The sequence below is a fragment of the Photobacterium rosenbergii genome, from assembly GCF_033022775.1.
Lineage (GTDB): Bacteria > Pseudomonadota > Gammaproteobacteria > Enterobacterales > Vibrionaceae > Photobacterium > Photobacterium rosenbergii_A.
On the sequence record NZ_JAWJZI010000005.1, the window covers coordinates 139,498 to 156,377 of the forward strand.

The 16,880-nt window shown below is 44.2% G+C and carries 12 protein-coding genes; 7 read left to right on the forward strand and 5 right to left on the reverse strand.

Features of this window, described 5'->3' with window-relative positions:
* Positions 1-4 precede the first annotated feature (4 nt).
* Positions 5-1,693: a BatD family protein gene (locus R2X38_RS14225; RefSeq protein ID WP_317522943.1), complete on the forward strand. Its 1,689-nt coding sequence runs from the start codon at positions 5-7 to the stop codon at positions 1,691-1,693.
* A 264-nt stretch (positions 1,694-1,957) separates the two neighbouring features.
* Positions 1,958-3,199, forward strand: coding sequence for a serine/threonine transporter SstT (gene sstT, locus R2X38_RS14230; RefSeq protein WP_317522944.1), 1,242 nt, complete (start codon positions 1,958-1,960; stop codon positions 3,197-3,199).
* 100 nt (positions 3,200-3,299) lie between these two features.
* On the opposite strand, the gene R2X38_RS14235 is transcribed toward sstT, so the two are convergent.
* The gene (locus tag R2X38_RS14235; RefSeq protein ID WP_317522945.1) at positions 3,300-4,274 is read right to left on the reverse strand and encodes an outer membrane beta-barrel protein; all 975 of its coding nucleotides are present in this window, start codon (positions 4,272-4,274) and stop codon (positions 3,300-3,302) included.
* Positions 4,275-4,627: 353 nt separating this feature from the next.
* Between R2X38_RS14235 and R2X38_RS14240 the strand changes: the two genes are divergently transcribed.
* Positions 4,628-6,127: an NAD(P)-binding protein gene (locus tag R2X38_RS14240; RefSeq protein ID WP_317522946.1), complete on the forward strand. Its 1,500-nt coding sequence runs from the start codon at positions 4,628-4,630 to the stop codon at positions 6,125-6,127.
* A 93-nt stretch (positions 6,128-6,220) separates the two neighbouring features.
* Here R2X38_RS14240 and R2X38_RS14245 read toward each other — a convergent pair whose 3' ends face one another.
* The 3 genes from R2X38_RS14245 to R2X38_RS14255 form a co-directional block, all read right to left on the reverse strand.
* Positions 6,221-6,544: a cupin domain-containing protein gene (locus tag R2X38_RS14245; protein WP_317522947.1), complete on the reverse strand. Its 324-nt coding sequence runs from the start codon at positions 6,542-6,544 to the stop codon at positions 6,221-6,223.
* Positions 6,545-6,599: 55 nt separating this feature from the next.
* Positions 6,600-7,262: a chromosome segregation ATPase gene (locus tag R2X38_RS14250; protein ID WP_317522948.1), complete on the reverse strand. Its 663-nt coding sequence runs from the start codon at positions 7,260-7,262 to the stop codon at positions 6,600-6,602.
* 196 nt (positions 7,263-7,458) lie between these two features.
* A complete protein-coding gene (locus R2X38_RS14255; protein WP_317522949.1) occupies positions 7,459-8,520 on the reverse strand; it encodes a PTS sugar transporter subunit IIC in 1,062 nt (353 codons plus the stop codon).
* 511 nt (positions 8,521-9,031) lie between these two features.
* Here R2X38_RS14255 and R2X38_RS14260 point away from each other — a divergent pair.
* Positions 9,032-9,943, forward strand: a complete 912-nt coding sequence (locus R2X38_RS14260) for a DNA ligase (RefSeq protein ID WP_317522950.1) — start codon at positions 9,032-9,034, stop codon at positions 9,941-9,943.
* A gap of 719 nt (positions 9,944-10,662) precedes the next feature.
* Positions 10,663-11,823, forward strand: coding sequence for an MFS transporter (locus R2X38_RS14265; RefSeq protein ID WP_317522951.1), 1,161 nt, complete (start codon positions 10,663-10,665; stop codon positions 11,821-11,823).
* A gap of 649 nt (positions 11,824-12,472) precedes the next feature.
* Here the strand turns inward: R2X38_RS14265 and R2X38_RS14270 are convergent.
* Positions 12,473-15,235: an ATP-binding protein gene (locus R2X38_RS14270; RefSeq protein ID WP_317522952.1), complete on the reverse strand. Its 2,763-nt coding sequence runs from the start codon at positions 15,233-15,235 to the stop codon at positions 12,473-12,475.
* 101 nt (positions 15,236-15,336) lie between these two features.
* Between R2X38_RS14270 and R2X38_RS14275 the strand changes: the two genes are divergently transcribed.
* Positions 15,337-15,819 carry a hypothetical protein gene (locus tag R2X38_RS14275; protein WP_317522953.1) on the forward strand — a complete coding sequence of 161 codons (483 nt, stop codon included), beginning with the start codon at positions 15,337-15,339 and terminating at the stop codon, positions 15,817-15,819.
* 3 nt (positions 15,820-15,822) lie between these two features.
* Positions 15,823-16,872, forward strand: coding sequence for a porin (locus R2X38_RS14280; protein WP_317522955.1), 1,050 nt, complete (start codon positions 15,823-15,825; stop codon positions 16,870-16,872).
* Positions 16,873-16,880 lie beyond the last annotated feature (8 nt).

Here is a 16,880-nt window from a genome sequence, read left to right on the forward strand (position 1 = left end):
ATATATGATTAGTAATAATATGTTTAGCTTTCAACGTAAAAATCATGCAGTGAATCACTGGCTGAAAATACTCTTTTGGGGCTGGCTACTGTCTTTTTCAGTGTCTTCATATGCCGCCCAAGCCGTCGCCACGGTTTCTAAAAATATCGTTGGTGTTAATGAGGTATTCCAACTGACGATTAGCGTCGACGATAACGTGAATACAAATGCGCTAGACCTTAGTGTGCTCGACGATGACTTCAATTACGGCTCCCCAGCGGTGAGCAGTGGTACCAGCTTTGTTAACGGTGTCGTGACTCGCCAAACTGAATGGAAAATTGCCGTTGCCGCAAAAGAAGTCGGGGAATTTACTATCCCGAGCTTTCGCATCGGTGCCAGTAAGACCGATCCTATTACCATGACGGTCATGAAGTCTGCGAACAAGTCGACAGCAAATACATCCAAGCCTGAAATTCGAATTGATGCGGAAAGCAATAAAGACCAACTGTATGTCGGAGAAAGCATTCGCTACACCGTGAGAATACGAATTGGCGAGCAAATGAGCCAAGCAGCTCTGCAAGCTCCTTCTGGTGATGGCCTAAATGTGAAGCAACTGGGCGAAGACCGACAGGTCGAAACAGTACTGAATGGGCGCCGCTACCTGATCATTACCCGTGACTACCAGATCACTGCCAATAAATCTGGTGACATACTACTTCGCGGTGCCAAATTTACCGGTAACCTGATTAAAGGTAACCGTGGTTTTGGCTCAACCTTGCAGATCCCGTTCGAACAACAAGCTGATGACCTGACACTCTCAGTATTGGCCAAGCCTGCTGATTACAAAGGGCTGTGGCTTCCAACCGAAGCCTTAGTACTCGAGCAGCAATGGCAACCAGAAGTCAATGAGATAAAAGTTGGTGAACCAATTAGCCGTACTATCACCTTACGTATTAAGAATGCGGAACAAAGTACGTTACCCAACCTTAACTTGCAGTACCCGAACTCAGTGAGAGTTTACGATGAAAGCCCTGTCTATGGCAGCGATGATGACTTTACCTTTATGACCATCAAGCAAGTGATCATCCCGCGTCAAGCTGGAGATATCACGCTACCGCCGTTGTCGATCAATTGGTGGAATACTGCTACCTCAAAGCAAGAAACCAGCAAAATAGACGGCTTAACATTATCGGTACTGCCAGGCGATCCAAGTTCACAGGCATTGTTGCCCCCTCAAGCTCTGCAATCAGACAACGTTGAGCCGGTAGCAACCAGTGTTCAGACAGAGATTGTGAAAGACAGTGGTTGGTGGCCTTGGCTTTCTTTGTGCCTTGCCATACTTTGGCTAGCAACGTTAGTGCTATGGCTCCTTGAAAGGAACAAGCCTAAACAACTACAACCATCAAATACAGCAGCCAAACCACAACAGCTTACGCCTGTTGACGGGATGATGGATGCACTGGAGAGAAGCCAACCGGTTCTGCTTCAAAGCTACTACCAACAGTGGCTTAAACTGCACCCTGCCCATCCGCTCAATAAAGAGTTGGACGAAGCAATACAACATGTTATGCAATGTCATTACAGCAAGAATAAACGCCAGTTTAGCAAAGAAGACAAGCATAAAGCACTATCGGTTATGCAAAGGCTGAATAAAACAACCACAAAAAGTGTGAATGTGAAGTCAAGTGTACTTGAACCAATAACCCCTAAATAACAGCGCTTTAGTACTTGCAAAGCCCACCTTCTGGTGGGCTTTTTAACATTCCCCCTCTAACCATGGACTCCACCTTTAACAACCCCCAGCGACTAAGCGAATAGAATTAAAGGCTTCAAAGCTAGCAGAAATAGCCTGTTAATATTGTGTGAATCAAAAGTTTCTTTAATCGACTATGGAAATGTGCCAGAATTCCTGTTACAAAATGTGTCGCAGGCAAGATTTAATGCTTAGCGTCAAAACTATAAATATGCAGGATGTAATATGAATCAAACACAACCCTTTCTAGCCCGAGTCGCGAATGGAAGCCTGGTGGTACAAATACTGATTGGTATTGTCGCCGGTGTTATCCTCGCACTATTCTCACCCGCTTCAGCTGTTAAAGTTGGCTTCTTAGGCGGCTTGTTCGTCAGCGCCCTTAAAGCTGTTGCTCCGATTTTGGTCTTCATTCTTGTCGCCTCTTCGATTGCTAACCAGAAGAAAGGCGCACATACCAATATGAAGCCGATCATTGTACTGTACCTATTCGGTACTTTGATGGCAGCACTCACCGCCGTAACCATGAGTTTCCTTTTCCCTACCACTCTAACTCTGGTTACCGGTGCGACTGGCGCTACACCGCCTGAAGGCATTACCGAAGTTCTGAATACTTTGCTATTTAAGATTGTCGATAACCCTGTAAACGCCCTAATGTCTGGCAACTTCATTGGTATTCTGGCTTGGGCGATCGCCCTTGGCTTTGCTCTTCACCAAGCTAGTGATGCCACCAAGCAGGTTTTCCATGATGTTTCTAATGGCATCACGCTGATTGTTCGCTTTGTTATTCGCCTAGCGCCAATTGGTATCTTCGGCCTAGTGGCAAATACGTTTGCAGAAACAGGTTTTGACGCCCTATTTGGTTATGGCCACCTACTCGCTGTTCTACTAGGCTCTATGGCTGTCATCGCATTTGTGGTTAACCCAATCATTGTTTTTGTGAAAACCAAAGAGAACCCATACCCACTGGTACTTCGCTGTATCCGTGAAAGTGGGATTACGGCTTTCTTCACCCGTAGCTCAGCGGCAAATATCCCGGTCAACATGCAGCTATGTAAAGATCTAGACTTGCATGAAGATACTTACTCTGTATCTATTCCTCTGGGTGCAACCATCAATATGGCGGGTGCTGCAATTACCATTACGGTTCTGACTCTGGCTGCCGTGCACACTATGGGGATCGATGTGGATGTCGCAACAGCTGTGCTATTGAGTGTGGTTGCGGCAGTATCGGCGTGTGGTGCTTCTGGTGTAGCTGGCGGTTCACTATTGCTGATCCCTCTAGCATGTAGCCTGTTTGGTATCCCAAATGATGTGGCGATGCAGGTTGTTGCTGTTGGCTTCATCATTGGTGTTATTCAGGATTCAGCTGAAACCGCTCTGAACAGCTCAACTGACGTTATCTTTACAGCTGCAGCGTGTAAGGCAGCTGAAGCAAAGCTTGAAAGTGCTGATATCAAAACCGCTTAACAAAGCATCTTTATCAGCACATAGTCAGCAATAACAAAATGAAAAAATCCAGCATCAAAGATGCTGGATTTTTGTTTGAAAAACTAAAATTACCTAAGTGTTATTTTTCCATTTCGAAGCCCGGAACAAACACTTCAACACGACGATTCTGAGCCCGCCCCTCTTCGGTATCATTAGTTGCAACAGGCTCTAACTCACCGCGACCCTGTGCAACGATACGGCTCTCATCAATACCAAAGTGATTACCTACATAGCCTGCAACTACCGCAGCACGATCTTCAGATAACTTCTGGTTGTATTCAATCGAACCACGACTATCGGTATGACCGACCACATAAAGCTGGGTATCAGGGTACTTCACGAGCTGCTGGGCAACCGGCTGCAGCCGTTCGATATCACGTTGAGTCAACTTATCACTATCAAAAGCAAATGGTAATACAGCGCCTACGGCTTCAACCTTCACAATTTCTGGTACTGGCTCTGGCATTGCTTCTGGCTCTGGCTCGACGACAGGCACCGGTGCAGGCGCTCCCCAGTGATACACTAAGCTCAAGCCATAAAAGTGAACATCACTTTCTCCAGGCGATTCCGTTTTACCCACTTGATTGTAATATTGGTACTCAGCCCTGGCAGATAAATCATTATTGAAGAAATATTCAATACCGACACCCGCAGTACCCGCTAGGTTCGTATTGTCATCGTTTTCTTCACCATTGTCTGCATAAGCGACGAAACCGCCAAGCTTGCCGTAAATATCAAACGAATCAGACACTTCGTAGGTAAATTTACCTAACAGATCAATACCCTGTACTTCAAACCCGTCAGAACCGATATCAGCTTGACCCAGGTAGGTATAACCACCTTCCAATGCAAACCAAGAGTTGAAGTTATACCCTAAGAAGACACCGCCACCCCAATCATCTTTGTCGGCATTCTGGCCTTTGATCACGCCATCTAGGTTGTCATACGTTGTTCCACCGACACGGGCACCCACATACCATGGATTATCAGTGGCAGCGTGAACAGCGCCGGATATCAACAGTGCAAGCGGAAGTACCTTGAAGACTTTATTCATAACTAACTGTCCTTATTTATTATTTACCACTACCCCATTATGTGTAGAACAAAGAACAGCTTTTGTACAAATTTAGATAACAAAAATCTTTAATAAAAAGAGCAAATAAGGTGATCTTTCGGCCAGATTATTTTCGAATAGCATTAAGTTCAAACAGTGGCTTAGAGCGTTAACACTCGAAATCTGTTTTAAACAAGTCCAAAAATCTTACGTTGAAAGCAAAAAAAATCACACAAAATTTTTATTCACTTACCAAAAATTATAATGTCCCTATTCTTTTTCGGTTTTCAATGTGATCTATGCACAGTAAAATCAGGTAACTTAGATTTTGTAATATAACGACGCGCATTTATATGAAAGAACAAGCTAAACCGCATAATCATCACCCCTCTTTGTCGGTAGGTATTATTGGCGGTGGCATAGCAGGCTCAACCATTGCGCTGCGTCTGGCTGAGTTAGGCATCAACGTTGAGATTTTTGAAGAAGGTACCAGCCTGGTAAATGGGCCACCTATCTGCCATCTTCATGCCGGTGGTAATTTATACCGTGAGATCTCAGACGAACAATGCATCGCACTCCTCCAGCAGTCTATCGATTCACTCAAAATCTTTCCGCATACTGTCAATATCCGCCCGACGGTAATTGCAACGCCGAAACATGATAAAGGGGAGCCTGATGCCCTTATCCCTCGGTTAGAGAAGCTGCAGTCTTTTTACCAGCAGTTAGTCAATGAAGATCCCGCTAACCAAGTAATCGGCAAACCGGCTAGTTATTTCAAGCTCTACTACCAGGAAGATCTTGAAGCGCTTTCTAAGCTAGGCATGCCTTCGTGCCCAGTCAGCTTTGATGACTGGATGATCCCGGTTGCGAGAAACTTAGATCTAGACCAATTCAAATATCCTTTGGTGCTTGTTCAAGAATATGGCTGGAGTGTTTTCCGCCTTGCGGCTACCGCCAACCTTGCGCTGAACAAGCTTCCTACCAGCCGTGTCCATACACAATCTAAAGTCACGCACGTATCTCAATATGCTGATTCCAGCTGGCAGATTGAATACCAGAAGTACGATACAAACTGCCAGGACCATGTCACCCATCACCTAAATGTTGACTACCTTATCAATGCCTGCGGCTTCCAAACCGGTGTCATTGACGATATGGCGAAACAACAACGTAGTCGCCTAGTGGAATTCAAAGCAGCCTACGTTACTCAGTGGCCTGATTGCCAAGGAAGCTGGCCCGAAGTGATATTTCATGGTGAACGCGGCACGCCAGATGGCATGGCGCAGCTGACACCCTACCCTGACGGTTATTTCCAGCTACACGGCATGACGGAAGATATTACCTTGTTCAAACAAGGTCTCGTCAAGAGCACCTCGCACAGTGCACAACCGAAACTGTCAGATAGCTTTATACGTAAAATTAAATCTGGCTGGGATAATAACGAAGTCGACACCCGTACAACTCGTGCCATTAAGCACATGTCCCGCTTCGTACCGACTTACCAATCTGCCCAAGTCGGAGGTAAACCCCTGTTTGGTGCCCAGCAAGTCCCTGGTGACGATATTACCTTACGAGCAGCAGATGTTTCCTTCGCCGGAAATCGTTATGCCCGTACTGAAATTGTGAAAGCATCTTCTGCGCTGTCGGCTGCAAACAGTATCGTTAAACAACTTCAACACGATGGCTTATTTGCATTACATAACAGCAATGCCTCTCAAAGTATTGAGCAATCTTTTCCTGTGACAAGGTCACTTTCAGCACATGATGTCGAAGCCTATGCCATCCAGCTTGCCCAGGAACGAGACTACCCAGAAGCACTGGCAAAAACCTTGTCGTTTGATTTGGAAAGCTAGACCCTCCTAATGAATTAAACAGGGGCTAAAACAGCCCCGCTTGTTCATTTAAAATTCAGTGTCTTAGCCTAAAGTTTTAGCCAAGCTCTAGTACTAATTGTCCGAGTAAAACACAGCTAGCCAAATGGTATCCTGATCAGGATCAGTCCAAGAGACACGGTGGCGTTGATGAGCAGGGATATTAATGTGATCGCCTGCTTCCATTGAGACTTCACGCATTCCGTCTTCAAAAAGGAGCTTGGCACTGCCTTTTACCACCATCACCCACTCCCCTTCATCTTGATCGTACCAATCGCCTTCCGGGGTAATGTGGCCGCGGGAAACAATGCGCTCAATCCTCACCTTATCCGTCTTTAGGATATCCTCAACAAGCTCATCCGGTAATGAGGCAGGGATCGTGCAAAACAAGTTATTCATTCGCTCTCCTAAAGAAAAAGGCGAGCATAAGCTCGCCTTTTACCTAATTCATAAATTATTTCAGTTTCGGAATTTCTATCTCAATACGTTGGTTTAACTGGTCGAGCTCTTGCTCCAATGCAGCCAGTTGCGCTTGCTCACCTTCAACCACTTTTAACCGCGCCTCGTATTTATCACAGTCGGCTTGTGAAACCCAGTTCCAGCTAGTACCTGACTTGAACTCATCACAAGCTTGCTTGAATTCAGCAGCCACTTGTTCTGCCTTTTTGACATCTGCTTTTGCTGTTCTGATCTGCTTTTGAAGCTCCAACTGTTGTTGGTACAAGGCTTTCGAGTTATCCAATACCGCTTTTTGCTGTTCAGCGGTGCTGGTTAATTTAACGACTTGGGTATCTAGCTTTTTCTTGGTCACAACCAAAGACTTTTTCTCAGTCGTCATGGCCGCCATTTTTTGCTCAAATTCGGCTTTTTGATCCTCAATCGCTTGCTGAGAGGCTTTCAACTCAGTACGAACTTGCTCAATATCAAGTGCACTTTGGGTTTGAAATGCTTCAAACTCTTGCTCGACGGCTAACTTTTGAGCAATCAATTGCTGGTTTTTCTGCTGAAGAAGATCAAACTCTTCTTGTGTTGGTCCAGGTGTGCGATGCCACACAGCAGTTGTCAACAAACCACCCACCACCAAACCTGCAACTAAAGATATTTTCCAAGATGTCATATAACGATATCCATAAGTATTGGAAATGTTTCCCTCACCGGGCAGCAATACAGCTATTTACAACAGAAAACGGTTGGCAATCGAACAAGCAAAATCAACGGCCAACTAGTAAAGTATCAGTGTAGAGAAACCGAATGTCAGATTTATATCAAATTTTCCGTAAATTCTATACAGCTAAAAGACTTGGAATAATTTGTTACTGCAAGTTGAGCTTTAGATCACCTGTTTTGATCCAACCAGCTTTTCTAAACATCTCTGAAAACAGCAAAGTCAGAATTGCAGGAAGAACAAAGTGAAGCAAGGCAATCACGCTATACATCGTCACGCTATCCCAGCCAGCTGCTTCTAAGGCAATAAAGGTCTGGATCTGCCCAACAAAGCCCGATGTCCCCATACCTGCACCCAACGGGGTATTTTCCACCGCAAATACAGTCGTCGCTAATGGGCCAAGAATTGCAGAGGTTAAAATGGTCGGGATCCAGATTTTATAGTTGTTGATGATATTAGGCATTTGTAGCATAGACGTTCCTAGCCCTTGAGCCATCACCCCAGCCCAGCGGTTTTCACGGAAACTCATTACCGCAAAACCCACCATTTGGGCACAGCATCCTACTGTGGCCGCACCGGCAGCAAGCCCGTTAAGGCTCAACATAATAGCTATCGCCGCACTACTAATGGGTAGTGTTAACGCCATCCCCATCAAAACAGCAACAATGGCCCCCATAAGGAAGGGCTGCAGCAGTGTTGCCGACATAATCAAGTCACCCAGCGATGTCATAAGCTGGCTGATATAAGGGCCAATCAATGTCCCGACTAATACACCGCTAACCATTGTTACAGCCGGTGCCACAAGAATATCGACCTTAGTTTCATTGGCGACCAGCTTACCCAGCTCAGTGGCAATCAATGCCGATACGAACGCACCTACAGGCCCTCCTAGCATGGCACCAGCTGCGCCTACCGTCGTTACCGAAAACATAACCAGTGGTGGAGCCTTCAACGCAAAGGCCACAGCTACCGCAATGGCAGGGCCAGTCATTTGCTTGGCTAAAGGCCATAGCGTTTCAGTAAACAAAGGGATACCAAATTTGATCCCTACCGTGTTCAAAATCGAACCGATCAGAAGTGACGAAAACAACCCCAGAGCCATAAAGCTCATGGCATGGATAAAGTAAGTTCTTGGCGAAAGCGAGACACCTTTGCGCTGGAAAAACGCTTGGCATTGAGCAGAAAAAGTAACGGGCTGGGTACTGGACATGATTAAACGTAACTAGATATCTAAAGCACAAACACGCAATTTTATCCCTCGCCTTCAAAGATGCAACTAATTATACCCAAGCTACTTCAAGATGCTGGTTCAGCGAGAATTTATAAGCTTATAGACAAGGCATTGTTTTGAAGATCTAGTGGCTCTAAATCAAGAAACAATAACGCGGTATAGAAGCTTAGAAAACTCGCCCTCCGGGAGGGTGTCAGCACATTCACTCCTTCGTTGAAGCTTTTTGAAAGGGAGTGCCATTCCTGCAAACCTTCGCCTTGCATTGAATGCGCGGACAACCCTCTGAATCCTGCATCTTGAGGTAACTTGGGTATAAACCTTCCAATGACAACGCTCCATTTCTCATTAGGCGTCCATTCTTGCACTAAGAGGGCTTAAAAAATGCCTAACCGATCCTATTATTTGGGATCACTTAATAATGTCATTTTTATCAATGCTCACATAACCTTTACCGTTTTATGCATATTGTATTCTAATGAGGCTAACGTTAATGATCCAAGGTCTGTTTCCGTCCTGCTTTCAGTACAGCTCACTCACTGCCTGTATCATCCTGGCAGTGAGTCCTTTTAACCCCGCATCCGCTTCCAGCCCAATCAAACAAGCGTTGATGCATGCTCAAAGCAAGACGATGGATGCTTTAGAGCATGACGAATCCTTCAAATCACAACTTAATGGCTATCTTGCCAGTGAAAAGCTCGATGGTATCAGGGCTATCTGGACAGGGAGCTCACTTGTCACTCGCCAAGGGAATCCTATTTTTGCCCCGACATGGTTTACTGACAAGCTTCCTCAAAATACCTGGCTGGAAGGCGAGCTTTGGGTTGGTAGGCAACAGTTTCAATTAGTCAGCAGTATTGTCCGTGATCATACCCCCAACGAAAATGAGTGGAGGAAGGTGAAATTCATGATATTCGATTCCCCTTATTTGCACACGCCGTTCAAAGACAGGCTAAAAACACTTGAGGCGCTGATCCCCTCCCTCAACTTGCCCTTTGTTCAATTACTGGCTCAATATGAAATCAACCACCTTGACGATTTAGAAAGCCTACTCGAATCTATTGAGAGCCGAGGCGGCGAAGGAGTGATGCTGCACCAACAAAGCAACCTCTATCAACCCGGTAGGAATCCGCAACTTATTAAGGTTAAATCTTTCACGGACAGCGAAGCTGTCGTTGTTGGTTATGAACCTGGTAAAGGCAAATACCAAGGGCTGATGGGCGCAATTTGGGTAGTCACGCCTGACAACAAGCGATTCAAAATTGGCTCAGGCTTTAGTGACAACGACAGACAACGCCCTCCAGCATTAGGTTCGATTATCCAATACCGTTTCAGCGGCTTTACTGACAGTGGACTACCTCGCTTTGCTCGATATCTCAGGGAACGCAACAGCCCAGACACATAAACAAGGTTAAGAGAGACAAATAAAAAAAGTACTACTCCCCCGCTACTGAGAGTAGTACGTAAAAAGATGTGATTGTGTACCATCTGCTGCAATCCTAAGCTCTTATAAGAAGTGTCAGATTGCATCTAATCTAATGCATGATGTTTGCCAACTTTACAGCCATGAAAGATCAAGTACTTACTCAAGTACAAGACTTGTTTGTGCCCCATAACAGTGAATAGCTGCACTACTCAGTGGCAGTGCAGTGGCAATATCCGTAGCAAATCGACAACCCATTAGCGGGAAATGCACTCGATCCTATGCCTTCATAAAAAAATCATCTCACCACTATCAAGAAAGTAAATGGATAGCTAAACTTCAAATCATTTAGCTTACTAAGCATTTATCGGGTATTAACCCCAATCAATATTACAGCACTAAACTTTTAACTCATTACAATTCAATCGAATAAGTGTAAAAACATCTAATTACCATATCCAAACATAATATTTCCAATCAAAAGATTAATTTACCCTTATTAGTCAGATAAATTTGATTGTAATTTCGCATTAGAATTAGTCATTTTACTCAAACATTTTTTCTCGCCATAGTCCCGTTCAGCGACAACCCCTTAGGCATATCCTATGCCTATTCCATCGCCTAAATACCCTGTTACCACCGCTTCTCAAGCTGAGTTAGTGGTCATTATTTTTTTGCTTACTTTTTTGGAGATTTAAGTAGTGAACAAGCACGCTACGACATCAGCAAAGAGCCCTGTTTGGGTTCCTATTTTGGGGCTATCAATTTTTGCAATTGCCTCAGGGTATTTCATGAGCGTGCTGCCTCTTACACTGGCTAGCCACCAAATCCCAGAGACCGCGGCAGGATGGCTGGCAAGTATTTATTACTTTGGCCTATTGGCCGGCGCTATGTTTATTGAGCCCGTGATAAACAAAACAGGCCACCGTATGGCCTTTATTGGTTTCATAGCCTTATTGGCTCTTTCTGTAAGCTTTATGGCTATCACCTCAACCCTCAGCCTTTGGATGGCTAGCCGTTTTGTGGCAGGTTTTGCGGTTGCGGGGATTTTTGTCGTGATCGAGTCTTGGTTATTGATCGGAGACAGCAAAGAAGAACGAGCAAAGAATCTTGGCCTATATATGACTTCCCTTTATGGCGGAACGACAGTCGGCCAATTTGGCATCAGTGTAATAGGTACAAGCGGTGCATTGCCATTTATTGTAACCGTTGCTTTGTTAGCTATTGCTATTATTCCTGCGCTAACGGCTAAGCAATCAAACCCTGCTCATGAAGAACATGTGAGCCTGAGCGTGAAGCAAATCCTAGCCCTCAGCAAACCAGCACTCATCGGCTGTTTAGTCTCAGGCGTTGTAATGGGCTCAATATATGGCTTGCTCCCTCTGGCTTTAAAAGCTACCACCAGCAACCTAGAGCAAGTAGGCAGCCTTATGGCCGCGACTGTACTGGGTGGAATGAGCATCCAGCCAGTACTGAGCAAACTATCGTGCCGAATGCCAAAATCGCTGCTATTGGCGTTGATGAGTCTCCTCGGGGTATTTGCGATGGGTTTATTGCATATAGATAACAGTTATGGAGTACAAATCATGGCTCTGGCTCTACTGGGAATGTCTGCCTTTGCGCTATACCCTATTGCCATTACATTAGCATGTGATGGGTTGGCGTCGGCTTCGATTGTATCGGCTACCCAGGTAATGCTATTTAGCTACAGTGTCGGCTCAGCGTTTGGCCCCATAGCAGCAAACTACATCATGCAAACAGAAACAGGGCTTACTGGATTTTTCTTTGCTGTGTTGACAGCTACAGCCATTTATATGTTGATGGCGAGTCTAAGAACCAAACCGACTGCGATTGCTCAATAAAACTCAAAGTGAATTGGGTGATAAAAATTTTATAGGACTATAAAAAAGAACGGGCGCGACTTTCGTCGCGCCCTTTGGTCTTACTTGCAGCAATCCGGCTACTAAGGTGCTCCCTGCATCATTCCATGATCATGCTGTTTCCGTCAGCGTTTCCTTTTATATCCGTCCTGGACATGTCCTATTGGTCTCGCCTTGACCCGTCGATTCTTCCTGTCTCGACTCTCTTCTCCATCCTGGAGGTGTCCCTGACTTCTTCCTGAAGTGGTCCATCTGCGTCGTCATGACTGGCAAGCATCCTACCTACCGTATCGCTTCCGTTCAATTTTCCCTTCACAGTCCTTGTCCGATAAATCATCCTGATCCACCGACCTCATCCTGAGGTTGCCAACTTCCCTGGCCGCTTTCCTGTTCCGTTCCGTCAGTTCCTTCCGACGCAGTAAAGATTACGCGAACTGAAATTCTTAACAACCAATTAAGATCACATTTCTTGTATCTATTTCGGCACTATACAACAAGTTACTTATAAGTAACTGTTTTTAAAAAGATCTATTTTTGATGAAAAAATCTTCTGACATACATAAACATAAAAATCCCACCATTTTGTAAGAGATCTCTTACAAGCGGATGGGATAATTGCGTATTAAAACAACTAAACCACCTGCTCTTCTACATTTTTTGAACTAGTAAGATCTTGGAGCTTTTCTAGCAAAATATCCTTCTTAAACGGTTTTGCAACATAATCATTCATACCTACTTCATAACATTTCGAAATATCTGCATCGAGTACGCTCGCCGTGAGGGCGATAATATGCAAGGCTTGCGCTGCTGTTTCTTCTTCCCACGCCCGTATAGCCTCTGTCGCGGTAAAGCCATCCATCACCGGCATCATACAATCCATAAGAACGGCATAGTATTGCTTGCCCGCTTTCACTTTATCAACAGCTTCCTGGCCATTATTGGCGATATCAAACTGGTAGCCGGCTTTTTTCAAGAACAGTCCTGCTACCTTTTGGTTTACAGCATTATCTTCAACAATCAGTACGTTTGGTTGTACATTATTATGCTCCTGAATTTGCTCTGATGCTTCAGTTGCTGCTTTTGTTGGTCCTGTTGTGGCGTAAGCTGCCTCAACAGGGGTAATGGATATATTTTGCTTCATCTCACTTTGCGGGTCTGAAACGTGCGTTTTTTTCACTTCCAGCGCTTTATTGAGAGTTTTGACCAGCCGCTTACCAAAAAATGGCAACGTGACAATGCCGCTAATCTGATCTCCAAAGCCATTTTGTTCATGTCGATGATCAACACACAGCACGATATTCAAACTTGGCATCATCGAATTAATTAATCCAAGGTCATATTGCGTCTGTTTAATGCTTTGCTGGCAATAAAATATAACATCAAAGTCATTTTCTGATTGAGTTGAAAGTTCAGCAATATTCACTGTTGTAGCCTGCAGGCCAAGTCCTTGACACTCGGCCTCGATACGGTGCATTGCCTGTTGATTTGCACCAAGGATCAATGCCTTGTGTTTATCAAAAGCCCCCAGAGAATCGTCATGCGCTTTACACACCTCAACATCCAAACTGAAGAAAAACCGACTGCCGATCCCTTTTTCTGACTCCAGTGCCAACCGCCCTCCCATTAACTCCACCAACTGGCGACAAATTGCCAGACCCAAGCCCGTACCACCAAACTGCCGAGTAATCGAACCGTCCTCTTGAATAAACGGTGCAAATACCTGTGCTTGTTTATCTTTCTCAATACCAATGCCAGTATCTATCATTGAAAACATAATCTTGGCACGGCCATCGCAATGTTCAATGCAGCGGATCTCAAGGGTGACCCCGCCTTCCTGCGTAAACTTCACCGCATTGGATGCCAAGTTCATCAGCACTTGTCTCAAACGGTGTTCATCCAGGATAACCATGGCAGGTAAATCAGGATCGATTTTGACATCAAGATTGAGCTGACTCGCTGTCGCTTTAGCCAATACCACCGTCAATGTGTCATAGGCAACTTCAGCCACCCGACTTTCACTCGCCGCCAGCACCAAGTTTCCAGATTCAATTTTCGATAAATCCAGGATGTCATTGATCAGCAGTAACAAGGTTTGAGAAGAGGTTTCAATCGTTTGTACATACTCAGATTGTGAAGGCGTCAGATCTGTATCAGCCAAAATACCAGACATGCCAATAATGCCATTGAGCGGCGTACGGATTTCATGGGACATGTTTGCCAAAAATGAGCTTTTTGCAAGGTTAGCTTTTTCTGCCTCATCCTTAGCAATGATCAGCTTATTGTGGTTATCAATCCGCTCTTCTATCATGCCATTGAGTTGATGGCTAAACACCGTAAATTCATCCTTGCCATCAACCTTTATTTTGGCCTCAACTCCATTATTACTGCTGGTTTCAAGCAAAGACATAGCCTTGAGTATCCGGCTCAAATACGAGCCGATTCGCCTGATAAGGTTTACCCCCAGCCAAATAATCATGGTGACAGATAATAAAATGACACCAGCATATACCCAAATCAGCACCTGAGCCTGGCTGATACTTTCCTGAATATCTCGGGCTAACTCACGACTTATCTCAACAACAACAAATTGAATTAATGCATAGCGCTCATCAAGCGCCGAGAATGAATCACTCGTACTAAAGCCATTAAATGAATCTGAAAAAATATTTTCACGCAGCTGGTAACTTGTCGCAAAAACCGGGTTGGCAAAAGTTTTGCGTAGCAATTCAATCTGTGATGGATTGGCACTCACCGACAAATAACGCTCAATGATTAGCTGCTGCCTTTCTATAATCGTATCCAGCTGCTCCTTGTAGTCAGAGACTTGCTCGGGCTGACTTGCGATAATTCGGATATACCAGTTTTCTTGCTGAGCCCATAATTGCAACCATTGCAATTGATACAAAATTGATAGCTTTTGTTCAATATTGACATCAGCTACATACAACGGTGCTTTTTCTAATGAGATCAAGTTATGAATTAAAAGGTCAAACCCCCAATCAGACCAATCATTCACATCAATCTGTTCCACAAACTCATATTCAGTGAGTAAATCATTCATTTCAGCACTGGATGATATTTGCTCTGTGAGGTCAATATTAGGAAATGCTTGTGGTATCAAAGCCGAATAATGTGATATTTGTTCAGAAGCAACTTTCTTTGTTTCATTATTTTCATCGTTAGATAACTTATCAAGCTTTAACGCATGTACTGCATTTGAAAACTGAGAATTCGCTTTAAGCAACTCCATTCGTGCCGTTAATGTATTCAATGAAGAGACTTTGTCGAAAAGACTCGAAATCTCTATCGTTGCAAATACCCCTGAAAACGTAAGTGGCAGAACAACAAGAGAAATAAGCCTAAATTTTATCGAAAATCGATTTAACAGCCCCATAACCTCACCTTGATCAAAAAATCCATTTTTGCCTATTTGTACTCACTTCAATGTCTACTAACATTTATAGCAGGAATAGACGCAAAGATGGAACTAAATCAATGATCAAAGGATTGACTTTAAAAAGGTTATTGCCTTTATCGTTATTATTGTCAATTACATCAATAATAATGCCAGCATATGCTGAGGATAACCAAAATATAAAAGATGTAGAGTTTGCAGTATTTTCATTAAATAATGAGATCCCTGCCCTTACAAAAAGTAAAGCGAGAATGCTTTATAAAGGAAGGACAAAAAAGCTAAATGGTAGCATCAAGATTGTCTTGGTCGATTTACCTGAAAAATCGATACACCGGGAAGAGTTCTACAGCATGCTGTTAGGTAAGTCGGTATCCCAAATGAACGGTTATTGGGCAAGCCTTTCTTTTTCTGGTAAAGGCACACCACCAGAGGAATTGAGCAGCGATGATATTAAAGACATCCTTGAATGGTTAAACGATAATCCCAATGGCATAGCCTATGCACCCGTTAGTGCAGTACCAGAAAATGCCAACATCCTCATCACAGTCTTACAAGGAGAGTAAGATATGACTCATAAATCATTACTTGCATTTACTCTGCTTGTATCACCATTGACCAGCGTGGCTGCAATACAGATCACAGATAATTTTTCAATCAGCGGATTTGGTTCCACTTCTATTGCTAAAACTGATAACCGCACCCCGTTGTTCGTCAACCGCGAAATTACTGATGATACCTGCTACGACTGTGACACAACCTTTGGCTTGCAAGCTGACTTGTCCATTATCGACAACCTTAATGCATCGGTGCAGGTGGTTAAACGCCCTCAGGACGATTGGTCAGATCCTGAATTGGAATGGGCTTATCTCAATTACGAATTTAACCAGTTCTCTTTTCGGGGCGGTAAGCTTCGTATACCACTATTCCTTGTATCTGAATACTTCTTTGTCGGACAGGCATACACTTGGGCTCGCCCTCCGCAGGATGTCTATGACAGTATTCTCGGCTTTACCTCTTTCGAAGGCTTAAGTGCAACATGGCAATGGGATGCCAGCGATGAAATTGTGGTAAACATTACCCCGTACTATGGCCTTGGTAACGACAATAAAGTCGAGTTCAGTGGCAATCAATATAATTTCAAGTCTGATTACATGGCAGGTTTATCTACTGGGGTTAGTGGGTTTAACTACCGAATTCACCTTGGATATATGCGCTCTGAGTATCAAATTGAAAGGCCTGGTTCCCCAAAAGAAACAACCAATATTTATACCTTAGGCGGTGAATACTCCTATGAACAGTGGCACTTCATGTCCGAGGTCCAGACGGATGATATACAGACTAACTGGTATGTAAGTGCAGATTACAACATTAACGACTTCACCCCCTATTTGGTATATGGCGAGAGTCACCACCGCCGTAAAACCAACAGTGTAACAGCGGGCGTTCGTTATGACCTCACTCCGAAGATTTCACTCAATGCCGAGTGGCAGGGTATATACATGGACCAGAAAGATTACGACAACTTCAACGACGGTCAATTCGTCAATCCGCCCAAAAGTTACGGAGAAGACAAGGACGCGAACCTATACACCTTGATGGTTAACTTTTTCTTCTAAAAAAGTTT

Bases quoted from the DNA above. Each gene is read 5' to 3' on its own strand.
- R2X38_RS14275 (WP_317522953.1), top strand. From the start codon at position 15,337: ATGATCAAAGGATTGACTTTAAAAAGGTTATTGCCTTTATCGTTATTA.
- R2X38_RS14225 (WP_317522943.1), top strand. From the start codon at position 5: ATGATTAGTAATAATATGTTTAGCTTTCAACGTAAAAATCATGCAGTG.
- R2X38_RS14245 (WP_317522947.1), bottom strand. From the start codon at position 6,544: ATGAATAACTTGTTTTGCACGATCCCTGCCTCATTACCGGATGAGCTT.
- R2X38_RS14255 (WP_317522949.1), bottom strand. From the start codon at position 8,520: ATGTCCAGTACCCAGCCCGTTACTTTTTCTGCTCAATGCCAAGCGTTT.
- R2X38_RS14260 (WP_317522950.1), top strand. From the start codon at position 9,032: ATGATCCAAGGTCTGTTTCCGTCCTGCTTTCAGTACAGCTCACTCACT.
- R2X38_RS14270 (WP_317522952.1), bottom strand. From the start codon at position 15,235: ATGGGGCTGTTAAATCGATTTTCGATAAAATTTAGGCTTATTTCTCTT.
- R2X38_RS14235 (WP_317522945.1), bottom strand. From the start codon at position 4,274: ATGAATAAAGTCTTCAAGGTACTTCCGCTTGCACTGTTGATATCCGGC.
- sstT (WP_317522944.1), top strand. From the start codon at position 1,958: ATGAATCAAACACAACCCTTTCTAGCCCGAGTCGCGAATGGAAGCCTG.
- R2X38_RS14280 (WP_317522955.1), top strand. From the start codon at position 15,823: ATGACTCATAAATCATTACTTGCATTTACTCTGCTTGTATCACCATTG.
- R2X38_RS14250 (WP_317522948.1), bottom strand. From the start codon at position 7,262: ATGACATCTTGGAAAATATCTTTAGTTGCAGGTTTGGTGGTGGGTGGT.
- R2X38_RS14240 (WP_317522946.1), top strand. From the start codon at position 4,628: ATGAAAGAACAAGCTAAACCGCATAATCATCACCCCTCTTTGTCGGTA.